The sequence below is a fragment of the Rhizobium sp. 768_B6_N1_8 genome (assembly GCF_051811225.1).
Lineage (GTDB): Bacteria > Pseudomonadota > Alphaproteobacteria > Rhizobiales > Rhizobiaceae > Rhizobium.
In genome coordinates this window covers 75,195-97,938 of sequence record NZ_JBPWPV010000001.1, presented here as the reverse complement: position 1 = coordinate 97,938, position 22,744 = coordinate 75,195, and the positions used below count along the sequence as shown (strand labels likewise).

General features: G+C 59.9%; 22 protein-coding genes and 1 tRNA gene. 8 read left to right on the top strand and 15 right to left on the bottom strand.

Annotated elements, in window-relative coordinates:
* Positions 1 to 41: 41 nt before the first annotated feature.
* Entirely contained in the window at positions 42 to 1,061 is a 1,020-nt protein-coding gene (locus AB8B33_RS00495; protein ID WP_037071865.1) for a sugar ABC transporter substrate-binding protein, read from the bottom strand.
* A gap of 235 nt (positions 1,062 to 1,296) precedes the next feature.
* On the opposite strand from AB8B33_RS00495, the gene AB8B33_RS00490 reads away from it, so the two are divergent.
* Together AB8B33_RS00490 and AB8B33_RS00485 are read left to right on the top strand one after the other, a co-directional pair.
* Positions 1,297 to 2,544 (top strand): ROK family transcriptional regulator, encoded by a 1,248-nt coding sequence (locus tag AB8B33_RS00490; protein ID WP_439013980.1) that lies wholly within the window; start codon positions 1,297 to 1,299, stop codon positions 2,542 to 2,544.
* Positions 2,528 to 3,004, top strand: a complete 477-nt coding sequence (locus tag AB8B33_RS00485; protein ID WP_113322873.1) for an RbsD/FucU family protein — start codon at positions 2,528 to 2,530, stop codon at positions 3,002 to 3,004. Before AB8B33_RS00490 ends, AB8B33_RS00485 begins: the two co-directional genes overlap by 17 nt.
* Before the next feature lie 57 nt (positions 3,005 to 3,061).
* Here AB8B33_RS00485 and AB8B33_RS00480 read toward each other — a convergent pair whose 3' ends face one another.
* The 5 genes from AB8B33_RS00480 to AB8B33_RS00460 form a co-directional block, all read right to left on the bottom strand.
* Positions 3,062 to 4,099 carry a 4-hydroxyproline epimerase gene (locus AB8B33_RS00480; RefSeq protein WP_439013978.1) on the bottom strand — a complete coding sequence of 346 codons (1,038 nt, stop codon included), beginning with the start codon at positions 4,097 to 4,099 and terminating at the stop codon, positions 3,062 to 3,064.
* Between the two features lie 89 nt (positions 4,100 to 4,188).
* Complete coding sequence (locus AB8B33_RS00475) at positions 4,189 to 5,439, bottom strand: NAD(P)/FAD-dependent oxidoreductase (RefSeq protein ID WP_439013977.1); 1,251 nt, start codon at positions 5,437 to 5,439, stop codon at positions 4,189 to 4,191.
* 76 nt (positions 5,440 to 5,515) lie between these two features.
* Positions 5,516 to 6,793, bottom strand: a complete 1,278-nt coding sequence (locus AB8B33_RS00470; protein ID WP_439013976.1) for an alpha/beta hydrolase — start codon at positions 6,791 to 6,793, stop codon at positions 5,516 to 5,518.
* Positions 6,794 to 7,412: 619 nt separating this feature from the next.
* The gene (locus tag AB8B33_RS00465; protein WP_113322868.1) at positions 7,413 to 8,294 is read right to left on the bottom strand and encodes an aldo/keto reductase; all 882 of its coding nucleotides are present in this window, start codon (positions 8,292 to 8,294) and stop codon (positions 7,413 to 7,415) included.
* A 27-nt stretch (positions 8,295 to 8,321) separates the two neighbouring features.
* Entirely contained in the window at positions 8,322 to 9,161 is an 840-nt protein-coding gene (locus tag AB8B33_RS00460) for an oxidoreductase (protein ID WP_113322867.1), read from the bottom strand.
* Between the two features lie 129 nt (positions 9,162 to 9,290).
* On the opposite strand from AB8B33_RS00460, the gene AB8B33_RS00455 reads away from it, so the two are divergent.
* A complete protein-coding gene (locus AB8B33_RS00455; protein ID WP_439013975.1) occupies positions 9,291 to 10,220 on the top strand; it encodes a LysR family transcriptional regulator in 930 nt (309 codons plus the stop codon).
* On the opposite strand, the gene AB8B33_RS00450 is transcribed toward AB8B33_RS00455, so the two are convergent.
* Both AB8B33_RS00450 and AB8B33_RS00445 read right to left on the bottom strand, forming a co-directional pair.
* Positions 10,217 to 10,885, bottom strand: a complete 669-nt coding sequence (locus AB8B33_RS00450; protein ID WP_439017166.1) for a TetR family transcriptional regulator — start codon at positions 10,883 to 10,885, stop codon at positions 10,217 to 10,219. The two genes, AB8B33_RS00455 and AB8B33_RS00450, sit on opposite strands and share 4 nt — an antisense overlap.
* Before the next feature lie 16 nt (positions 10,886 to 10,901).
* Positions 10,902 to 11,567: a class I SAM-dependent methyltransferase gene (locus AB8B33_RS00445; protein ID WP_439013974.1), complete on the bottom strand. Its 666-nt coding sequence runs from the start codon at positions 11,565 to 11,567 to the stop codon at positions 10,902 to 10,904.
* A gap of 225 nt (positions 11,568 to 11,792) precedes the next feature.
* On the opposite strand from AB8B33_RS00445, the gene AB8B33_RS00440 reads away from it, so the two are divergent.
* Positions 11,793 to 12,764, top strand: a complete 972-nt coding sequence (locus AB8B33_RS00440) for an oxidoreductase (protein ID WP_439013973.1) — start codon at positions 11,793 to 11,795, stop codon at positions 12,762 to 12,764.
* Between the two features lie 60 nt (positions 12,765 to 12,824).
* On the opposite strand, the gene AB8B33_RS00435 is transcribed toward AB8B33_RS00440, so the two are convergent.
* The 6 genes from AB8B33_RS00435 to AB8B33_RS00410 all read right to left on the bottom strand — a co-directional run bounded on the left by AB8B33_RS00435 (position 12,825) and on the right by AB8B33_RS00410 (position 18,505).
* On the bottom strand, positions 12,825 to 13,103 hold the full coding sequence (locus AB8B33_RS00435; RefSeq protein WP_439013972.1) for a hypothetical protein: 279 nt from the start codon (positions 13,101 to 13,103) through the stop codon (positions 12,825 to 12,827).
* Positions 13,104 to 13,258: 155 nt separating this feature from the next.
* Entirely contained in the window at positions 13,259 to 13,630 is a 372-nt protein-coding gene (locus AB8B33_RS00430; protein WP_439013971.1) for a cell surface protein, read from the bottom strand.
* A 200-nt stretch (positions 13,631 to 13,830) separates the two neighbouring features.
* Entirely contained in the window at positions 13,831 to 14,145 is a 315-nt protein-coding gene (locus tag AB8B33_RS00425) for a hypothetical protein (RefSeq protein WP_405049679.1), read from the bottom strand.
* Between the two features lie 494 nt (positions 14,146 to 14,639).
* Positions 14,640 to 14,716, bottom strand: a tRNA-Arg gene (locus tag AB8B33_RS00420).
* Between the two features lie 123 nt (positions 14,717 to 14,839).
* Positions 14,840 to 16,360, bottom strand: coding sequence for a sensor histidine kinase (locus AB8B33_RS00415; protein ID WP_113322859.1), 1,521 nt, complete (start codon positions 16,358 to 16,360; stop codon positions 14,840 to 14,842).
* Positions 16,361 to 16,513: 153 nt separating this feature from the next.
* The gene (locus AB8B33_RS00410; RefSeq protein ID WP_439013970.1) at positions 16,514 to 18,505 is read right to left on the bottom strand and encodes a methyl-accepting chemotaxis protein; all 1,992 of its coding nucleotides are present in this window, start codon (positions 18,503 to 18,505) and stop codon (positions 16,514 to 16,516) included.
* A gap of 454 nt (positions 18,506 to 18,959) precedes the next feature.
* On the opposite strand from AB8B33_RS00410, the gene rpmH reads away from it, so the two are divergent.
* From rpmH to yihA, 4 genes are all read left to right on the top strand, one after another.
* Positions 18,960 to 19,094: a 50S ribosomal protein L34 gene (gene rpmH, locus AB8B33_RS00405; RefSeq protein ID WP_016552555.1), complete on the top strand. Its 135-nt coding sequence runs from the start codon at positions 18,960 to 18,962 to the stop codon at positions 19,092 to 19,094.
* A 22-nt stretch (positions 19,095 to 19,116) separates the two neighbouring features.
* Positions 19,117 to 19,518 carry a ribonuclease P protein component gene (rnpA, locus tag AB8B33_RS00400; protein WP_037100997.1) on the top strand — a complete coding sequence of 134 codons (402 nt, stop codon included), beginning with the start codon at positions 19,117 to 19,119 and terminating at the stop codon, positions 19,516 to 19,518.
* Positions 19,518 to 21,311: a membrane protein insertase YidC gene (gene yidC, locus AB8B33_RS00395; RefSeq protein ID WP_439013969.1), complete on the top strand. Its 1,794-nt coding sequence runs from the start codon at positions 19,518 to 19,520 to the stop codon at positions 21,309 to 21,311. The genes rnpA and yidC overlap by 1 nt, the downstream gene beginning before the upstream one ends.
* Before the next feature lie 130 nt (positions 21,312 to 21,441).
* Positions 21,442 to 22,095 (top strand): ribosome biogenesis GTP-binding protein YihA/YsxC, encoded by a 654-nt coding sequence (yihA, locus tag AB8B33_RS00390; RefSeq protein ID WP_113322856.1) that lies wholly within the window; start codon positions 21,442 to 21,444, stop codon positions 22,093 to 22,095.
* 44 nt (positions 22,096 to 22,139) lie between these two features.
* Here yihA and AB8B33_RS00385 read toward each other — a convergent pair whose 3' ends face one another.
* A complete protein-coding gene (locus AB8B33_RS00385) occupies positions 22,140 to 22,697 on the bottom strand; it encodes a fasciclin domain-containing protein (RefSeq protein WP_113322855.1) in 558 nt (185 codons plus the stop codon).
* Positions 22,698 to 22,744: the final 47 nt, after the last annotated feature.

The following is a 22,744-nucleotide window of genomic DNA, read 5'->3' as shown; positions in this document are numbered from 1 at the left end:
AGGATCAAGACCCGGCCACTCTGCACTTATTCAGGCAGGGCTTAGCCCCAGCACTTATCAGTGCCTTCCTTCGTGTCGATCGACTTGACGCCGGAGACCGGCTTGTCGGTGACGAGGGAGACGCCGGTGTCGAAGAAGGACTTGCCTTCAGTCGGCTTCGGCTTTTCACCGCTGTCGGCGAACTTCTTGATCGCCTCGATGCCGAGCGACGCCATCAGCAGCGGATATTGCTGCGAGGTGGCGCCGATGACGCCTTCCTTGACCGACTTGACACCCGGGCAACCGCCGTCGACCGATACGATCAGCACGTTCTTTTCCATACCGACGGCCTTCAGTGCCTGATAGGCACCGACTGCAGCCGGTTCGTTGATCGTGTGGATGACGTTGATGCCAGGATCCTTCTGCAGAAGGTTTTCCATGGCCTTGCGGCCGCCTTCCTCGTTGCCGTTCGTCACGTCATGGCCGACGATGCGCTTGTCATCTTCATCGCCGATCTTGTTCGGGTTCTTCGGGTCGATGCCGAAGCCGATCATGAAGCCCTGGTCGCGCAGAACGTCGACCGTCGGCTGCGACGGCGTCAGGTCGAGGAAGCCGACCTTGGCGTCCTTGGCCTTGTCGCCGAGCGTTTCCTTGGCCCACTGGCCGATCAGCTTGCCGGCGAGCAGGTTGTCGGTGGCGAAGGTGGCGTCGGCGGCATCGGCCGGCTCGAGCGGCGTGTCGAGCGCGATGACCAGCAGACCTGCATCACGCGCTTTCTTAACCGAAGAGACGATGCCCTTGGTGTCGGAAGCGGTGAGCAGGATGCCCTTTGCGCCGTCAGCAATGCAGCTTTCGATCGCCGCGACCTGGCTTTCGCTGTCGCCATCGATCTTGCCGGCATAGGACTTCAGCGAAACGCCGAGTTCCTTGGCCTTGGCCGTAGCACCTTCCTTCATCTTGACGAAGAAGGGGTTGGTGTCGGTCTTGGTGATCAGGCATGCAGAAACATCTGCCGCCATCGCCGGAGCGGAAAAGGCGACGCCGAGCGCGAGAGCGCCGAAAGCGAGAACTGATTTCTTCATGAACTCCTCCCAGAGATTAGCCGGCCCGCCCCCAAGGCGGTGCCGGAATTCATGCACGGCGAGACTTGCGGAATGTGACATCAGCCCCCTCCAAAAGCCGTCCCGTGCCCTTGACGCTGGTAATTAAGAGCGAAAGAAAACTGCTTGTCAATAAATAAATCCAATTGAATTATTAATTCGATGTGGCATGCTGGCGGGAAATCGGGCATAGGCCGTTAATCGGGAGGAGTGGCCAATGTCGTCCTTGGATGGTCCGGATTCCATGCCGGCCCCACCGCCAATTCTGAATCCGTCCGGAGGCGCGAACCAGATCAGGGTGCGCGCCTATAACGAACGGCTCGTGCTGTCGCTGGTGCGCCTCTACGGTGCCCTGTCGAAGGCCGATATCGCACGTCGTAGCGGGCTGTCTGCCCAGACCGTCTCCGTCATCATGCGGGTGCTGGAGAAGGAAGGGCTGCTTTCGCGTGGCGAGCCCATCCGCGGTCGCGTCGGCCAGCCATCCATACCCATGCGGCTCAATCCGGATGCCGTCTATTCCTTCGGCGTGAAGATCGGCCGGCGGAGCGCCGACCTCGTATTGATGGATTTCGTCGGCAGAATTCGGCTGCAGCTGCACAGAATCTATGCCTATCCCCTGCCCGACGAGATCCTGTCTTTCGTCACCCACGGGATCAAGGAGCTGGAAGGCAAGCTGGACGAGCGCGAGCGCAGCCGCATCGCCGGCCTCGGCATCGCGGCCCCCTTCGAGCTCTGGAACTGGGCCGATGAGGTGGGCGCACCCGAGGGCGCGATGGAGGTCTGGCGCGATTTCGACCTGCAGTCAGAAATCGCCACGCAGGTATCCTATCAGGTCTTCCTGCAGAACGACGCGACCAGCGCCTGCGGTGCAGAACTGGTGTTCGGCATCGGTCCGTCCTATCCGGATTTCGTCTATTTCTTCATCGGCTCCTTCATCGGTGGCGGGATCGTGCTGAATTCAGCGATCTTTTCCGGCAAGACGGGAACGGCAGGAGCCATCGGTCCGCTGCCTGTGCGCGGCAAGAACGGCGAGACACTGCAGCTTCTGGAGATCGCTTCCATCTTCGTGTTGGAAAACATGCTGCGCGAGCGCGGCATAGATCCTTCGCCCCTCTGGTATTCAGCCGATGACTGGGTGGATTTCGGCGAGCCGATGGAGGCCTGGATCCAGGATACGGCCAAGGCGCTGGCACAGGCGATCGTGGCTGCCGCCTCGATCATCGACTTCAGTGCAGCTGTCATCGATGGCGGCTTTCCCGACTGGGTGCGCCGGCGCATCGTGCAGGCGACGATCTACGAAGCTGAAAAGCTCGACCTGCAAGGCGTCGTCATGCCCGATATCGTCGAAGGCGTGGTCGGCGCACAGGCGCGCGCCATCGGCGGCGCCAGCCTGCCGATCTTTGCGCGTTATCTCACAGACCAGAATGTGCTTTTCAAGGAGATCGACAATGCTGAAAGGGCTTGACCCGCTGCTGAGCCCGGACCTGCTCGCGACATTGCGCGGCATGGGCCATGGCGATGAAATCGCCATCGTCGACGGCAACTATCCGGGTATCGAGCATGCGCGGCGGCTGATCCGGCTCGACGGGCACCATCTCATCCCGGTTCTTGATGCCGTTTTGAGCGTGCTGCCGATCGACGACTTTGTGGACGAAGCGATCTTCCGCTCGACCGTGAAGGCCGAGCGCGACAAGCTCGATCCGGTGCACGAGGAAATGATCGCCTGTTGCGCCAAGCACGAGCCGGATCGCGAGGTCATTCCACTCGTCGGGCAGGATTTCTATGGCCGCGTGCGGGCGGCCCATGCTGTCATCCAGACCAGTGAACCGCGGCTCTATGCCAATATCATCCTGCGCAAGGGCGTAATCTATCCCTCGGCTGATGACGACCCCGTCAAGGCCGAAGTCGATCCCTTCGTCTATTGAGGTCTGCCGCAGAGCAATTCCAGACACAAACCGCTGCGCGCTTTTGCTGGAATTGCTCTAGATCTCGCCGGCCGACGGCCCCCAGACATCCGTCAGCACAAAACCGAGGGGATGCGGATCGAAGGGGTCGAGTGCGACCTGCGACAGGCCGAAGGTGAAGCCGCGGCCGGTGATCGTCGGGATGACAGCCGATTTGCCGGCCACTTCCGTCACCGCCTGCAGACCGACCTCGAATTCCGAACCGATGATCGACTTCGACTTGAAGACATCGCCGACCTTGGCCTTTCCGCGGGCGTATAGGGTCGCCAGATTGGCCGAATTGCCTGTGCCGCAGGGCGAACGGTCGGCGCGGCCCGGCCACATGGTGGTGCAGGTGCGCACCGTGCCATCAGCCTCGATATCGCGGAACATGACATAGGCGACGCCCGAGATTGCCGGGATTTCCGGATGCACAACGTGGATATTGCGATTGATGAGCTCTTTGAGGATCATGCCGGCCTGCACCAGTGCTGCGGCATTGGCCTTCTCGATCGTCAGGTTGATCTGGCCGACATCGACCAGCGCATAGAAGATGCCGCCATAGCAGATGTCGGCCTTGATCTTTCCCCAATGCGGGGTGTCGATCTCGACATCAAGCTCGTGGACGAAGGACGGCACCATGGTGAGTTTAACCTTCTCGCAGCGACCGTCGCGGCAAGTGGCCGTCGCCTTCACCAGACCGGCTGCGGTTTCCAGCGTGACGATGGTTTCCGGCTCCTTCATCTCGACGATGCCGGATTCCAGGAGAGCGGTGGTCACACAGATGGAGTTCGAGCCGGAGCTCGCATGCGCCTGGTCTGGCTGCAGGATAATAAAGGCAGCGTCAGCATCGGGATGCTTTGGCGGCAGCAACAGGTTGACGGAGCCGATCGGTGCGCCGCGCGGCTCGAGGCAGAGGAAGCGACGAAGCTCCTGCCCCTTGGGGTCGGTGTTCAGCCAGTGAAGCTGGGCGGCGACCGTCTCGCCCGGAATTTTCGGCACGCCACCGATGGCGACCTTGCCGATTTCACCTTCGGCATGAACATCCAGAAGCTGGATCGTGCGCTTCCATCTCATCTTTCAAACTCCAAATCGGACGTGACGCGCGATGCCGCCATCGACGCGGATATTTTTGCGGGTGACGAAGGTTCCGGCCATGACCAGCCCTAGTACCTGTTGATGCGGAATGGCTTGATATCAACTGATGTTTTGACACCTGCCACCATATCCGCGATCAGCCGCGCTGTCGTTGCCGAATAGGTCAGGCCGAGATGGCCGTGGCCGGTGGCATAGAAGACGCCAGGCATTTTCGATGAGGGTGAGATGATCGGGATCGTATCCGGCAGCGCCGGGCGGTGCCCCATCCATTCACTGGTATCCTGAACCTTGAGATCGGGCAGGATGCGCTGCGCATGGCGCACGAGCACGCGCGGACGACGGAAATCGGGCGCGGCGGTCAGTCCGGCCAGCTCGACATTGCCCCCAATGCGGATACCGCCTGCCGTCGGCGTGACCATGAAGGCGCGATGCGGCCAGATCACCGAATAGCGCATGGAAATACCGGGCTGCATGATCTGCGTATGATAGCCACGCTCGGTTTCAAGCGGGATCGGCTCGCCAAGCGCCTCGGCGAGGAAACGCGTATGGACGCCGGCTGCGAGGATGACCTTTTCGGCTTGGATGCGGTTGCCGTTTTCGAGAAGGACAGCGGTCTTGCCATCACTCTTGCGTTCGACACTTTTTACTTGGCCAGATACGAAGCTGGCGCCCGCGGCCTTTGCGGCATCGGCGAGCTTTACGACAAGCTTATAGGGATCGCGGATGGACTTGTTATCCGGCAGCAGCACGGCTTTGGCGACTTTCGGCGACAGCGTCGGCTCGTAATACTGGATCGCGCCGTTGCTCAGCACTTCGAATTCGAGGCCGTAGCGCCGCATCAGTTCGAGATGGCCGCGATCGGCATCGAATTCGGCTTCGGTCTCGTAGATCGCCAGGCAGCCCTCTTCGGTCATCAGCTCCGGTGCGCCGATGGCATCGAGCATGGTACTGATATCGCCGAGAGCGATCTTGGAGAGGCTCATGCCCGCATCCTCGATCTCCCTCAGACGCGAGGGACGGCCAGCTGCGAGGAAACGCAGGAACCAGGGTAGGATTTTCGGCGCATAGCCTGGCCGCAGCCAGACCGGACCTTCCGGATCGATCAGCCAGCGCGGCAGCTTCTTCCAGGTCGAGGGGCCGGAACCGGCTGCAAAGTCGAGCGCGATGCTCGCCATATTGCCGTAGGAGGTTCCCCTGCCCGGTTCACCCTTGTCGATCAGCGTTACTTGAAAGCCGCGCCGCTGCAGTTCGAAAGCAATCGAAGCGCCGATCACACCGGCGCCGACGACGGCTACCGTCTTATTCGTTTCATTCGCCATGTCTTGTCCACCGCACGGCAGAGTCGATGCCGTTGGAGATGTGATATATCACAACGAAGCGAATGCCTATGATTTTTTACTGAGCATCTTCCGGCAGTCCGGCGCCGACGCTATCGCCCACGGAACCCACGGTATTGTTCATTGACTGGCCGAGACGGCGCACCTGGTCGTCATAGTTACGGCGGGTGCGGGGATCGAAAATGGCGATTGGCGTGCTAACAGCAAGACTGACCGCGCTGCCGGCGGTCTGGGCCGCGCCGATCGCGACAGCACCGACCGCCTCGCCAAGGCCGACCTCGGAATCGGTGATGGTCTGGCCGGCGATCAGCCGGTCACCGATGAGTTTCACCACTTCGGGGCTTTCGGCGAACTTGCCATGGTTCAGGCGATCGCCGGTCTTCAGCTTGGTAAGGTCAAGCACGGTGATGCCAGCCGCTTCCAGCTTGCTGCGATAGGGCTCGGCGGAAGGATCAATCTGGCCGAGGCGATCGACATTGCCGGAGATGCGGCGCGAAAGCGCCAGCGCCCGATCATCCTGGGATACGAAGATGGTGAAATGCGGCTTGTCCTTACCGAGGCTCATAAACTGGCGGCCGAACACGTCGACGTCTAGATCCGGTGAGGCAAGAATGACGTTGTTGATCTTGGAGGCAACGTGGCCGTCGCGGATCGCCATCTGGCGCAGGGCTTCGACCGTCAGCCACGTGCCCATGGAGTGGGCCATGACGGTGATGTCGCCAACGGCCGGATTGTTGGCCGTGCGCCGCAGCAGCTCTTCCAGCGCATCGCGCGAATAGTTGGTGCTTTCCTTGTCGTAGTTGTAATCGAAGATGCTGGCGCGCGACGGCCAGGTGAAAACGACGGGCGCAACGTCGGCATGCGAATCATGGACGATCTGCGCGAAACGATAGACCGCATCCTCGTAGCGGTTGTTGAAGCCATGAACGAAGATGAGGACGCGCTTGCTCCCAGGCATATGCGTCTTCAGCCAGTTCTCACCAGCCTTCTCGCCATCAAGCGGATCAACCGCCACCGTCACGAAATTCTTGAGCGGGTCGGCAGGCAAGCGGGAGGGCCACTGCACCTGCCCGACCTTGCGATTGGCTTCAGGCGGAATGGAGATATCGACGGCATTGACCATCAGGCCGGTGCCACGCTCGCCGGAGAAAAGAACGCCGGGATCCTTGTCCGCAGCGCGGGTTGTGGCAACCAGCAGATCGACGCGAGATGTGCCCGGAGGAACCGTGCCGGCCGCCTGCATGACACCGATCGGCCGCCCGCAGGATGCAAGACCAATACACAGGACGAGCAGGGCTGTGAGGGCTTTGCGCGAAACGCCGCATCCGCCGATCATGACTACTCCGCAGGTTCAGGCGTCATCGCGCCAAGCCACCGACATGCGCTTGCCGCGCGCCTCCAGATAGTCCGAGGCCAGCGAGAGAGTCAATTTTACGAAAGTTTGGGATAGGCATGACCCGGAAAAGAAAAGAGCCCGGCGCGGGAGGAGGTGCACCGGGCTCTTGATCCTGACTGACAACTGGGAGGAGGAGTGTTGTCAGTCCGATGAAGGAGCGCTGGGAGGAGGAGTGCGCTGCCTTCGTGATTATTAATACCCAATTCATTTGATGGGGAATAGCGAAAATACCGCAATGCAGCAATGCATTGGACGCAATGCTTGCCTCACTGAGCTCACGTCTGCGCCTCATTTTGCGCCATCTTTGATCAGCTGGTCAAATTATTGGGCAAAATGCTCGCGCATGAAGTCGATATAGGCCTGATCGTCCAAGGCAAAATGTCGGGACCGATGTCGCAGGACGCCCTTCCCGGGCCTGTGCCTCTATCATTCCGGCCACCGGCAAATGCCGCCAACGCTGCGCGCCTTTCTCGATATCGCGCGGGAAATGACGGCGCGGCGCGAAACGAAAACGGCCGCGGCTGAAACCGCGGCCGTTTCACGACTGATTTTATGTTTATCAGGCAGCCTTGAAGAGCTTCTTGCCTTCTGCATCGAGGGCTTTGAATTCCTCGTCCGACAGCGTGATGTTTACCGCAGCGACGTTTTCTTCCAGATGCTTGACCTTGGAGGTGCCGGGGATCGGCAGCATGACGGGGCTGCGCTTCAGCACCCAGTCGAGCGCGATCTGGCTCGGGGCGGCGTTGTGCTTCTTGGCGATCGTGTCGAGCAGTGAGCCCGGCTTGGCGAGATCGCCGGCCGCCAGCGGATACCAGGGGATGAAGCCGATGTTGTGCTTTGCGCAATAGTCCAACACATCCTCGCTGGTGCGGTCGACGAGATTGTAGCGGTTCTGGACCGTGGCGACCTTGAAGACCTTGGAAGCGGCTTCGATATCGGAGACCGAGACTTCGCTGAGGCCCGCATGGCGGATCAGGCCGGAATCGAGCAGCGACTTGATGGTGTCGAACTGTTCCTTGGCCGGAACCTTCGGGTCGATGCGGTGAAGCTGCCAGAGATCGATCTGCTCGACGCCGAGGTTGCGCAGGCTCTTGTGCACCTGCTGGATCAGATATTCCGGGCGGCCGAGCGGCAGCCAGATATTCGGACCGTGGCGCGTGAGGCCGCCCTTGGTGGCGACGACGAGGCCTTTCTTATAGGGGTGAAGCGCTTCCTTGATCAGCTGTTCGGAAACGTCAGGACCATAGGAATCGGCCGTATCGATGAAGTTGATGCCGAGTTCCGGCAGGCGTTTTAGTGTGCGGATCGATTCTGCATGATCCTTGGGATCACCCCAGATGCCGTCGCCGGTAATGCGCATGGCGCCGAAACCGAGGCGGTTGACCTCCATATCGCCACCAATCTTGAAGGTGCCGGATTTCGCTGCGTTGTAATCAGTCATCGTATTTTCCTCTCTTGGTCAATCAAATCACTCAAAATCGGTGGAGCTGGAGACTTGCTCCCAGGCGTCGAATTCGCTCTTGAGAGAGCCCAGTTTCTCACGAACGAGGCTGATCGCGTCCCGCCCCAGCAAGAGATGGGCCGGCGGATTATCGGATGCAATGAGCGTCAGCATTGCGGCCGCGGCCCTTTTGGGGTCGCCCGGCTGGTTGCCGTTGCGTTCGAGGCGGCGCTGGCGCAATGGCTCGAAAACCTCATCATAATCTTCGATCGAACGCTCCGCACGCACCATCGAGCGGCCGGCCCAATCAGTGCGGAAACCGCCGGGCTCGACAGCCGTCACATGGATGCCGAAGCTCCTGACTTCCTTGCCGAGGCTTTCCGAAATGCCCTCGAGGGCAAACTTGCTGCCATGATAGAAGGCAATGCCTGGCATGGTGATGATCCCGCCCATCGAGGTGACATTGAGGATATGGCCACTGCGGCGCTTGCGCATATAGGGCAGTACCGCCTGCATGACAGCCACCGGACCGAAAACATTGACCTCGAACTGGTGGCGCAGATCTTCCATGCTCGATTCCTCGACGAGGCCTTCATGGCCGTATCCGGCATTGTTGACGAGAACGTCGATCGGGCCGACCTCCCTTTCGATCTCGGCAACGACAGGCGCGATCGCTGTGGTATCAGTGACATCGAGCAGCATACCGAAGGCAAAGCTGGGCTTCAGCGCCTCGAACGCTTTGCGGGATTCTTCATTGCGCAGGGTGCCAACCACCTTATGGCCCTCGGCGAGGGCAGCCTCTGCAAGGGCGCGGCCGAAACCGGTGGAAACACCTGTAATGAAAAGGATCCTAGCCCTTGTTGTCATGGCCTTCACTCCGTCTGGCTGTTGGTGGAGGGGAAGTTAGGCCGCGGAGATAATTTCGATAAGCTCATTAAATGGCAATGGCCTTTTTAGAGAAACTTATTAATCTCGGTCTTGAAACCGGAGAATGGAATGCGCCAGGACATGCTTGACGGCATGGTAACCTTTGTCGTCGTCGCCGAGGAAAAGAGCTTTTCGGCTGCCGCCATTCGGCTTGGCGTATCGCCGTCCGCCATCAGCCAGACGATCAGCAAGCTGGAGAGCCGATTGCGTCTGCCGCTCTTCAACCGCACCACCCGCAGCGTGAGCCTGACGGAAGCTGGCGGCCGCTATCTGGAGCGAGTGCTTCCCGCCCTCGGCGAGCTTGCGGCCGCGAGCAAGGATCTGGACGCGGATGTCGGCCGGCCGGCGGGCCTTTTGCGGCTCAATGTGCTGCGCGCTGGCTATATGATTGCCATCCAGCCGCTGCTTCGCGATTTTCTGGAGGCCTATCCCGACATCCAGGTCGAGGTGAAGATGGAAGCCTCGATGAACGATATCGTCGCGGAAGGCTTCGACGCCGGCATCCGCTTCGGAGAGACGGTGGCAAAGGACATGGTGGCCATTCCGATCGGCCCGCCTATCAGCGCCCATGTCATCGCCTCGCCGGAATATCTCGGCCGCCGCGGCATGCCGAAGCATCCACGCGACCTGCTGCAGCATGATTGCATCGGCTTTCGTTTCGTGACGAGCGGTCAGGTCGAGCGCTGGGAATTCGAGAAGGATGGCGAAGGCGTCGATATTACGCTCCATCCACGGCTGATCCTCAACGATTCCGCAGCACTCACACAGGCAGCCCTCGATGGGATTGGCATTTCCTACATGATCAACGGCTATATCGAGCGTTTTCTTGAAGATGGCCGGCTCGTGCGGATCCTTGCCGACTGGAGCCCGCCGCTGTCCGGCCTGACGCTCTATTATCCGGATCGCCGGCGGGTGCCTGCAAAGCTGCGCGCGCTCATCGATTTCCTGAGAAAGCATCGATCCGAAGCGCCGCCGGCAACGGAAAGCGTGATTATCTAGCGTATAGAATTGCTTTGGAGGTAGGCTTTCGTCTCATCGCCGAATTCGGCCAGCATCTTCCAGAGTTCGCCAAAGATCTCGCGTGCGAAGGCTTCCATTGAAACGCCCTCCATCGAAACACCCTGGGTACGCTCTTGCCAGACCTCGCTGCCAACGCGCAGCGCGCCGATGACGATTGCCGAAAGCAAACGCATGTGCGCCCGCGCTTCAGGATCACCGCCCTTGCGGGCAATCAGCGCCTCGGTCAACTTCTGCTCCAGCTTGGCATATTTGAGCTGATCGCGGGCCTTGAGGGTCGGAGTGCAATGGATGAGTTCGCCAAGCGCCATGGCGCGCTCGTCAGCCGAAGCGGTCGCAGTGACGATCAAGGCTTCCTCGACCGCCTTGACGTCAGACTCACCGGGCGGGCGGGCGGCAATCGCCGCCATCAACCGGTCAGCGAAGGAATCCTGCCAGGCGAAGACGACTTCTTCCTTCGACGGGAAATAATCGAAGAAACTGCGCTTCGAAACGTCAGCTGCTTCGGTAATCTCCTCGATGGTCGTCGCGTCGAAGCCGCGCTCCAGAAAGAGGCTCATCGCTGCCTGCTCGATGCGCTCGCGGGTTTGGCGCCGCTTGCGCTCGCGCCTGCCCTCGATGGCTTCAGGCAGTTTCTTCTCTGTCATTTGCATCAGATGTTATTCAGTCATCCGCTTCGGAGAAAGCGGCGATCTCCATATCCACTCCGCTGCTGCGATATTTGAAGCGCTCACGCGAGAGCTCCAGCGGCTTGCGGCGCGAAATCCGGTAGACGGAAGCCGGCGGCAGGTTGCGGACCGTGCCGCCGATGCGCGTCGCCTTCAGGCCCAGGCGATCGAGGATCGGACGCGGCACAGGACAGCGCGGTCCATAGGTAAACTGATAGAAGGCGCCGCCGGCCCGCATATAGACGAAGGCGCCCGCCAGGATCGAGGCTATCTTGCGCGGCGACATGGAAAGCAGCGGCAGACCGCTGACGACGGCGCCGACAGGTTCACCTTCGAAAATATCGGCCTGCGCCAGATGGGCGGCATCCATCTGCAGGATGCGTGCATCGGGAAAACGCTTTTGAAGCGATCCGATGAATTCAGGACCATATTCGATGAGCGTCAGATCGGATTCGCTGATGCCGCGCGCAAGCAGCGCGCGGGTAAAGACGCCGGTGCCCGGCCCGAGCTCGATGATCGGACCGTCCAGCGCCGCGATCTCGCTGGTCATGATCCGCGCGAGCGAATCGCCGGAGGGCGCGATGGCCGCAACCCTCAGCGGGTTACTTAGCCAGGAACGGAAAAAATGCAGGAAATCGGAGAATGCAGTCTTTGCGATCATGATTATCCCACCTGCCTGAAATGCGATTGACTATCGATGCGACGATCTCTCGCAGCATGGCAATTCCATGGCAGCCTCGTCAATCCATCGTTTTCGCGCATGTCTTTTTCCAACAACATTTCGTGTATTTTTGTATCTATTGCATTTTTGCAGTTAATGCAATAATTCTCATCGCGTGATTTACCGATCGGTCCGCGCCGCCTCACACCGCAAAAGGAAATTTCCATGACTGACTGGACGACGACGAACATACCGGACCAGACGGGCCGCATCGCAGTCATTACCGGCGCGACCAGCGGCATCGGATATGAAACGGCCAAGGCGCTCACCGGAGCCGGCGCCCGTGTGATCATCGCATCACGCAATGTGGAAAAGGGCAACGAGGTGCTCGCGAAGATCCGGGCGACGCATGCCGGGGCCGAGGTGAGCTTCGAACCGCTCGATCTTGCGAGCCTGACATCGGTCGCAAACTGCGCTGCTCGTCTCTCTGCCTCGCTGCCGCGCATCGACCTGCTCATCAACAATGCCGGTGTGATGGCGATCCCGACGCGCCACGTCACCGAGGATGGGTTCGAGATGCAGCTCGGCGCCAATTATATCGGCCATTTCGCCTGGAGCCTGCGGCTACTGCCCATGGTGCTCTCGGGAAAGGCACCGCGCGTCGTGACCGTGAGCAGCCTTGCGCACCGCTCCGGCAAGATCAATTTCAACGACCTGCAATGCGAGAAACGCTACGGCTACTGGTCAGCCTATGCGCAGTCCAAGCTCGCAACGCTGATGTTCAGCCTGGAACTCGACCGTATTGCCCGCGCGGAAGGCTGGAACCTGACGAGCACGGCGGCGCATCCCGGCTACGCCGTGACCGGCCTGCAGAGCACGGGCCCGCGCATGGGACGCACCGGCCCAAGCTGGCAGGAGCGTTTCGGCAAATTGCTGGAGCCTCTGCTTTCCCAGTCGGCTGCTGCCGGCGCATTGCCGACGCTGTTTGCCGCGACCTCACCGGATGCGAAGGGCGGCGTCATGTACGGCCCCGATGGTTTCTATGAGCTGAAGGGTTCGCCGAGGCTCGCAAAGATTGTTCACGCAGCGCAGGACAAAACGGTCTGGCGAAAGCTGTGGCAGGTCTCTGAAGATCTGACCGGGCTCTCCCTCGACAACGTGACCGAGGCTTCCCTGGAACGAAAAAGGCAGCCATGAAGGCTGCCCTCTTTTCGTGACAGGGATGTCAGTTCCCTCGCCTATGCCTGCAATCCGCGTTCAATAGTTGCAGCCCGAGCTACTGGTCGGGTTGAAGCGCAGGCCGCAAGCCATGTTAAGCGACTTCTTCCGGCCATACTGGTAAGGTTCGGAGCTGCTGGAAGTACCATTGACCGAACCCGTGGTGTGGGGCTCATTGCGAGCGGTCGTGTTCTTCTGCTGCTTTACGACCTGCTGCTGCTGTTGCGCCGGGGCTGCGTTGGCAGATGCGAAAGCCGAAACGGTGATGATTGCGCCAAAGGCTACGGCCACGAGGCCATTCTTCACGACATTGATCATTTCTTGTCTCCTTGGGAGGATGGTTGGAATTTACGCCAAGTAGCTAGGAAGCGGAATTGTCATATTCTACTGCCTTGAAACGGCGATCACGACGACGTGAGTTCCGATTGCGGACAAGAAAAAGGCGGCTTTTGGCCGCCTTTTTCTTTGCCGGCTCAATAGCCGTTGTCACAGGGCATGCTGCCGGGGCCGATCGTGCCATTAAACGAGGGGTTGCACATAGTTTTCGGCTCGGGGCGGTTGACGGGTTCGCGGACAATCGAGCCCGTGGTGCCGGCTTCAACGCCGAACGCGGCAAGCGGATACCAGTAGCCGTCGGAGTGACGGCGGGTACCGGGGCGTTCCGTGCGGAATCCATGATAGCCATGCCAATAGCCGGCATGTGCTTTATATTGCACCATTTCCACATTCGATGGGACCGGGATCCGGGCCTGCTGAACGGGCGCCGCCAGCGCGGGAACGGTAGACGAGAGGGCGAGAAGAGCGCTGAGCGCAAAGGCGGCTGGGGCTGGATTAAGCATTTTCATGATAAACCCTCCTTCTGGATTTACCTATGAAAAATGCGTTCTATACGCGCGAAGTTCCATCACGACACGCAGCTTCCTACACTTGTGATTGCAGGCGATCCGGCGTGACTGAAAGACACAAAAAATCAAAAATTGCGATTTTGCAAAAGCCGCGAGAGCAGCGCCTGCGACAATTCATCAGCTGTGTGAATTCACCGTTCTCAATTCGCGTACAAAGGACGGTAGCCCTGGCTTGCGACGCAGGAGACATATTGCCTGTGAGCCGCGCCGCTTGCATTGGTTTCCCGTTCCATCGCGTCGCGGTGCCCGGTCATCTGCGCACGCAGGTCGTACTGCTTGTTTGCCTCATCATACATTGCGTTGGCATCGGACATACAGAGGCTGTGGGTGACACCAGGCGGATTGACGGGAGAAGCGACCGGCACGAGCACCGGCGCATTGGCGCGATCGATACAGCCTGCCAGAGCAGCCATCATCGCGACGAGACCAACGACACCAACAATTCTCGTCATCATCCAACCCTCCGGCTTCTCGCCCGACACAATCCATCGCTTCCGCAGATAGACGCCGAAGGTTGCGCGAAACTAGGCATGGAGGTGGGGAGCTATGGTATCGTGGCGCCCGTCGAAGCTTGAGGCAGGCTTCAGAATGGACGCTCGGTCGCGGCACCATCTGCATCGGAGCTTCAAAATGACAGTTGTTCAGGAAGAAGAACCTTTGACCGCGGTCCTTCACATCCTCGGCAAATCAGTCAGTGTTTGATCTGCGCCGGGGAAGTACATTGCCTTGCACGCCAGATTCGGAATAACGCCGAAGAGCGTGATCAGCGCCGGAATTGCGGTCGCCGCCCTGGCGCTCGCGCTGGGTTATCTTACATCGTCGAGGTGGTGGAGAGGCGGGAACCAATCAGGCCCAAGTTGGCCGAAGCCGATTTGCTTGCGACAAGAGCAATGGCGCCGGGCGCGATGAAGAGCCTGCTGCCAAGTCATGACCATGAACAATTGGAAAATGGCGCACCCGAAGAGATTCGAACTCCTGACCCCCAGATTCGTAGTCTGGTGCTCTATCCAGCTGAGCTACGGGTGCGTCTGCAGTGGCGGCCGTGCCGCTTGCGTGGGCGGTTCTCTAAAGGGTCTTTTCGGGCAATGCAAGAGCAATTCGAAAAAAATCGCGACTTTGGTTCGGCAAGGCTCCCCTGCGGAAATTGCATCACTTTTCGGCGTGCGACCGGCTGCGGTAATCTTCCAGTGAAACGGGGCGATCCGGAATTTCGATACGGAACTGCGTGCCGACCGAGGGCTTTTCTACAAGCGCGATCGTGCCGCCGTGGGCCAGCACCAGCTCGCGGGCGATGGTGAGGCCAAGACCGGTGCCGCCGGAGCGGGCCGAGCCGCGGAAGGCCGCAAACAGGTTCTGGCGCGCCTTCAGCGGCATGCCGGGGCCTGTATCGTCCACCGTGATGCTGACGACGCTGCCGACGCGCTGGGCGGCGACTGTGATGCGCCTGACGATCCCAGCCCCCTGCTCGCCCGGCGAGGTCAACGCCTGCAGAGCGTTGCGGCAGAGATTGTGGATGATCCGGAACAATTGCTCGCTATCAGCGTCCACTTCCAGATCCGGCCCCATCTGCTCGATGAACTCGACGCCGCTTTGTGGCTCGATGGCGAGGATGTCCTTCACCTCCTGCACAAGCTCGTAAAGATGGATTCGGCGGCGGCGCGGCGCCGATTCAGTTGCCTTGCCGTAAGAGAGGACTTCGGTCGTGTAGCCGACGGCGCGATCGATGGTGCGCAGTAGCTTCGGCGCGAAGCTTTTCACCAAGGGATCGTCGACATCGACGAGGCGGTCAGACATGAGCTGGGCGGATGCCAGGATGTTGCGCATGTCGTGGTTGATCTTCGAGACCGCGAGGCCAAGTGCTGCAAGGTTTTTCTGCTGCTTCAGCGTCTTCTGCAGTTCGAGCTGCATGGATGTAAGATTGCGGCCGGCAACAGCCAGTTCGTCACGGCCGCCGTCGCCGACATAGACATGCAGCGGATTTTCGGGATCCGAGGCGAATTGCTGCATGCTGCCCGTCAGTCTGCGGATCGGGCGGATGAGAATGCGATTGATGGAGAAGAAAATCAGTGTCGCGGTAAACAGCGAGATCAGGATCGACAGCAGCAGCACGTTACGGGCATAGACGAACATCGCCTTACGCAGAGGCCGGTCTTTCATGACCACCTCGACGCCGGTATTGGTCTCGCCCACCGCACCATAGACGCGGATCATGCGGTTGCCGCCGAAGATCATCGTGTCCAGCGCGTCGCGCATCGCGGTCAATGGCGGGATGTTGCTGAGATCGTAGGATTCGTCGACCGAGGTCGGCATTTCGCTCATGGCGAGCAGGCGGGAGGTGCCGTCCTTGCGCAGCACAATCGCCTTGGTGCCCGTCGCCTCCAGCGTCTCCTTCTGCAGCGCGCGCGGCAGATCCACCGGCTGCAGGCCGTCGATGACGATTGCGGCAGCGGCGGCCGTATTCAGCCGATCCTCCAGCCAACGCACACGCATGCTCGCGATCGAGGGAAAGAAGATCAGGATTTCCGCCAGCATGATGAAGAAGACGGTGAGCCAGAGCAGCTTGCCGGAGAGGCGGCTGAACATGCCGGCACGCGGATAGGAACCCCTAGCAGCCTCACCGGCCGCGATGTTTTCCGCCTTGAAAGGCTCGCCCTGGTCTTGAACCGGCATCTCGTCTTGTCCGTGCGGCGAAAGGCCGCCATCAGAATGAGCTCTTATATTAGACGAGAATGCTCCGCTTTCAAATCTTTGCGAGGAGCGGCAAGTCGTCACAAACGAAAACGCCGCCCGCAGGCGGCGTTCCGATCCCGGTCATAAAGGCTATCAGAACTCTTCCCAGCTCTGCTCCGCAACAGCGGCATTGCCGCTGAAGGCGCGGGCGACGCGGCCGATAGCACGGCGCGCCGGAGAGGCGACTGGCTGGTGATGCTGCTGGCGGGCAACGGCAACGGGCGCCTCGTTGGAAACCTTGAAGCGGGAGATGAGGCGCACGAGGCCATCGGCTTCGGCTGACAGCTTGTGGGTCGCAGCCGAGGTTTCCTCCACCATCGCGGCGTTCTGCTGCGTCACCTGGTCCATCTGATTGACGGCGGTGTTGACCTCCTTGAGGCCGGTCGATTGTTCCTTTGCCGCCGTTGCGATCGAATGGATATGGTCGTTGATGGCGATGACCCTCGTCTCGATCTCCGAGAGCGCACTGCCCGTCGCCTGGACCAGCTTGACGCCGACCTGCACTTCGTCGCCAGACTTGTTGATGAGCGCCTTGATATCCTTCGCGGCCGTTGCCGAGCGCTGGGCGAGCTCGCGCACTTCCTGGGCGACCACAGCGAAGCCCTTGCCGGCTTCACCAGCGCGTGCGGCCTCGACGCCGGCATTCAGCGCCAGCAGGTTGGTCTGGAAGGCGATCTCATCGATGACGTTGATGATCTGACTGATTTCGCGGGAGGCCTGCTCGATACGACCCATGGCATCGACGGCGTTGCGGACCACGACCCCGGAACGACCGGCATTGTCCTTCGCCTCGGAGACCATGACGGTCGCTTCCTGGGCGCGTTCCGTCGAGTTCTGCACAACGGCTGTGATCTCATCGAGAGCAGCAGAGGTTTCCTCAAGTGCGGCAGCCTGCTGTTCCGTGCGCTTGGAAAGATCGTCGCTGGCGTTCCTGAGTTCGTTGGTATTTCCGTTGATCGCTTCGGTCGTCTCGCGCACTTCGCGCATGGTCGTCTGCAGCGTCACGAACGTGCTGTTGACGTTTTTCTGCAATTCGGCAAAGGCGCCCTGGAATTGACCGCGCATAGTCTGCGTCAGGTCGCCTTCAGCAAGGCTTGCTATGACGCGGCGGGTTTCGTCGACGCCGGCATCGACGCTCGACAGCAGCGTGTTGATATTGCCGGCGAACTGGTTGAGGCTTTCGTCCTGATAATCCTTGTTGATGCGGTGGCTGAAATCGCCGGCAGCAGCGGCTGCAACGACGACGGACATGCTGGACTGCAGGTCGTCGCTCTTTGCACGCATTGCCGCTTCCTGTGCGTTCATGCGCTGGATGACGAGGCCGTTTTCCTTGAAGATGGCGACGGCAGCGGCCATCTCACCGATTTCGTCCTTGCGACCGGCGAACGGCACTTCCGCCTGGAAATTGCCGTCTGCGACGTCCTTGATCGCCTGAGTCACCTTCTTGATCGGCCGACTCAGGTGGCTGGTGCCGATGTAAAAGCCCATACCGACGCCGACCGCGATACCGATGCCGGTGATGCTGAGCACCAGCATCAGGATCCAGCTGCGGAAGCTCTCGATCTGGTCGTCGACGGCCGTCAGTGCGGCCTTGTCAGTGTTGACGATCGCGTCGATCTCGGCCTGGAAAGCCTTGCGGTTGGCGCGGTTGGCGTCATTGTTGCCCTGCTCGTTTGCGGCCTGCGGGCTCACCTGCGTGCCGAGACGGGCTGTCTCAGTGCGGAAGGTGCGGAATTCCTTGGCGCGGTCGATGAGCTTGGTGAAAGTATCCTTCTCGCTATCAGGCACAAGTGGCGCCCAACCGGCGATGACCTTGTCGATCTCGTCCAGATCGGCCATCAGGCCCTTGGCGAAGGCCGGCGTCTGTTCCAGGCTCTTTGCAGCATAGATGCCGCGCGACTCCATGACGACGGCGGTGACGAAGCGGTTGAGACGTTCGCCGGCGTAGGCGCGGGCCGCGGCATGTTCATAAGCAGTCAGGTTCGCGTTGTACTCGCTCATCGCCGACAGCGCGGTGGCACCGATCAGAAGCGCAACGCCACCCATGACGGAGACAAGAAGATTGATTTTGCCGCGAATTTTCACTGAACGCTCCCTCGCTTCGCACAATGGCTGGAAAGCAAATTCCCAGCCGATGTACTGAAAGATCGGGTAAATTCGTTAATGTTGTATTTCGAATATTAACAATATCGACTACAAGAAATTACCCATATTTACTGTTGCGCGCATTATGCTTTGTCTCGGGCCGAGCATCTTCAAGGAATAAAAGTTGCGGCTGAGAGCTTTCGGAAGCTTATGGATGAAATATACAACCATATAGTGAAGAACCAAATTCGTTAACACCAGAGTGCGAAATCTTGCCATCCGCCACGCAGCTCCGGGGAATCTGCCTGTCATAATTGACTTTGGCAGGCTTCATTTGTATAAGCCGCCGCACGTCCGGTCGTTTCAGGTCTTTTGCGACCTTGCCCGTTCGAAAAACCACGCTCCTTGCATTATGCAAATTCAAGAAGGGCCGCACTCCGCGGTGTTTAAATAAATGAAGCGTACCTATCAGCCCTCGAAGCTTGTTCGCAAGCGCCGCCACGGTTTCCGTGCGCGTATGGCCACTAAGGGCGGCCGCAAGGTCATCGTTGCTCGCCGCGCACGCGGCCGCAAGCGTCTTTCGGCCTAAGGCCGGAATTGCCCGATAGCAAATGACGGGCGACTTGAAGACCAAAGAAGACAAACAGATTGTCGGGCGGCTCTTGAGCCGCCCGCAATTTCTTGCAGTCCGCGAAGGCGAAAAGCGCCGCGGCCCTCTCTTCCTTCTCGAGGTCCTGAACCGCAAGGAAGAAGAAAGCGAAGCCCGCGTCGGCTTCACAGTCACCAAAAAACATGGCAACGCGGTCGAAAGAAACCGCATGCGGCGACGCCTGAAAGAGGCGGTGCGGCTTCATGCAGGGTTTGCAATGCAGCCCGGACACGACTATGTGGTTGTCGCCCGCAGGGACGTCTTGACAGCGTCCTTCGATGAACTGGCCGCGGAACTGAAAACCCGCGTGGAAACCAGGCCGAAACACAGGCGCCCGAAAGACGAGCGCCCCAGGAACGTATGATGCAAAACAACCGCAATTACTTCATTGCGATCGCTCTCTCGGTGCTGATCGTCCTTGGCTGGCAGTTCCTCTATATGAACCCGCGCATCGAGGCTCAGCGCAAGGCTCAGGAAGCCCAGAAGGCACAGCAGCAGACCGAGCAGACGCAGCAGCCTGCCGCCGGCGGCCAGAGCGCGCAGCCGAATGGCGCAGCTCCCACCGGTCAGGCCACGGCGACGGCGACCCGCGAGGAAGCTCTGGCGAAATCGCCGCGTGTTGCCATCGACACGGCTGCCCTTTCCGGCTCCATCAACCTCGCCGGCGCGCGCCTCGACGACCTGAGGCTGAAGGGCTATCACGAGACCGTCGACAACTCGAGCCCGATCATCACCCTGTTCTCGCCGGCTGAAACCAAGGACGGCTATTTCACCGAGTTCGGCTATATCGGCACTGATGCGACAGGCGCCGTTCCCGGCCCGTCTACCATCTGGACCGCGCCCGAGGGTGCGAAGCTCACCGAAAAGACGCCGGTGACGCTGACCTATACCAATGACAAGGGCCTGACCTTTGCCCGGACGATTTCCGTCGATGACCGTTACATGTTCACGGTCGTCGACAAGATCACCAATAGCGGCGACGCCGCCGTATCGCTGTCCAATTATGGACGCGTGACGCGCTACAACAAGCCGACCACGCCTTCGGTCTACGTGCTGCATGAGGGCTTCCTCGGCGTGCTCGGCGCCGGCAGCGGCATTTCCGAGAGCAAGTACACGGCGATCGAAAAGGAAAACCAGTCCAACCCGACGGTCACCGGCGGCTGGATCGGCATTACCGACAAGTATTGGGCTGCGGCTCTCATTCCGAGCCAGACCATTCCCTTCGATTCCCGCTTCTCGCATTTCACGGACGGTCAGCCGCGCTATCAAGCCGATTTCAAGGGTGAAGGCCTGTCGATCGCTCCCGGAGCGACGGTCGACGTCAAGAACCTCGTCTTTGCCGGCGCCAAGGAAGTGCCTGTCGTCGATGAATATGAAACGAAATATTCCATCCCGAATTTCGATCGCCTGATCGACTGGGGCTGGTTCTGGTTCCTCACGCAGCCGATGTTCAAGCTGATGGACTTCTTCTTCCGCTACTTCGGCAATTTTGGCGTGGCGATCCTCTGCACGACTATCGTCGTCAAGGCGCTGTTCTTCCCGCTCGCCAGCAAGCAGTACGCTTCGATGGCGAACATGAAGCGCATGCAGCCGAAGATGGAAGAGCTGAAGGCAAAATTCGGCGACGACCGCATGGGCCTGCAGCAGGCGACGATGCAGCTCTACAAGGAAGAGAAGATCAACCCGATCGCCGGCTGCTGGCCGGTTGCGCTGCAGATTCCGATCTTCTTCTCGCTCTACAAGGTGATCTACATCACCATCGAAATGCGCCATGCGCCGTTCTTCGGCTGGATCCGCGATCTTTCGGCGCCCGACCCGACGACGATCGTCAACCTGTTCGGCCTGCTGCCTTTCGAGGCACCGGCCTTGCTGCATCTCGGCGTCTGGCCGCTGATCATGGGCGTCACCATGTTCGTGCAGATGCGCATGAACCCGACCCCGCCCGACCCGACGCAGGCAATGATCTTCAACTGGATGCCGCTGGTGTTCATGTTCATGCTGGCAAGCTTCCCGGCCGGCCTCGTCATCTACTGGGCCTGGAACAACACGCTCTCGGTGCTGCAGCAGTCGGTGATCATGAAGCGTCACGGCGTGAAGATCGAGCTCTTCGACAATCTGAAGGGCCTGTTCAAGCGAAAACCGGCGCCATCGAAATAGTCGAAAAGCCCTGCTTCGGCGGGGCTTTTTGTTTCGGGCCACAGAAGCGCTCAACCGTACGAACCTTGACAATACGTCTTAAAAACATGAAGCCGGTTTCATTACCGATCCCGGAGATTGCAGAATTCATATGACTGAAATCGCAAAGCCGCTCTTCGGCCACCCCTGGATATTCATCCGCGGCGTGCCTTCCATGAAATTCCTTCCGCCGGAAGGCCCCTTGGAAGTAGCTTTCGCCGGCCGGTCGAATGTCGGCAAATCGTCGCTGATCAACGCGCTGGTCGGTCAGAAAGGTCTGGCGCGCACCTCCAATACGCCGGGCCGCACGCAGGAGCTCAACTACTTCGTTCCGGACGGTTATTCCGGCGAGGGCAACGACCTGCCGCCGATGGCGCTGGTCGATATGCCGGGCTATGGCTATGCACAGGCGCCGAAGGAGCAGGTGGATAACTGGACAAAGCTCGTCTTCGACTATTTGCGCGGCCGCTCGACGCTGAAGCGCGTCTATGTGCTGATCGACAGCCGCCACGGCATCAAGAAGAACGACGATGACGTCCTGACGCTGCTCGACAAGGCGGCCGTCTCCTACCAGATCGTGCTGACCAAGACGGACAAGATCAAAGCGCCTGCCGTGCCAAAGCTGCTGGCTGAAACATCGGAGAAGATCCGCAAGCGCCCCGCCGCCTATCCGGGCGTGCTTTCCACCTCCTCGGAAAAGAACGAAGGATTGGACGAGCTGCGGCAGGCGATTGCCGAAACGGTCGGCGTCAGCAACTGGAAATAAAAAGAGGCGCCCAGAAGGGCGCCCCCGACAGCCTGTATTTGAATTTACATCTTCGGCAGCAGCACTTCGTCGACGACGTGGATGACGCCGTTCGACTGTTTGACGTCGGCGATGGTGACGTGGGCGACACCGCCATTTTCATCCGTCAGCGTGATCTTGCCCATGCTTTCCTTTGCCTTGAGCACGCAGCCGCCGACCGTTTTGATGTCGTGCTCGCCGCCATCGTCCTTGATCATCTTGGCGACGGTCTTCGACATGGCATCTGCGGCAACGACATGGCAGGTCAGAACCTTGACAAGCTTGCCCTTGTTTTCTGGCTTCAGCAACGTATCGACAGTGCCTTTCGGCAGGGCAGCGAAGGCTTCATTGGTCGGCGCGAAGACGGTGAAAGGCCCCTTGCCTTCCAGCGTGCTGACGAGGCCGGCTGCCTTCACGGCAGCAACCAGGGTGGTGTGATCCTTGGAATTGACGGCATTCTCGACGATGTTCTTGTTCGCATACATCGCGGCGCCGCCGACCATCGGGTTCTTTGCCTGAGCGGCGAAGGCGATAGCCGAAAAGGCGGCGGTGAGCGCTGCGGCACGCAGTGCGGACTTGATCATGGTTTTCTCCTCTGCACCCGGTCGCAGCCGCCGGCTTTATGCCCTGC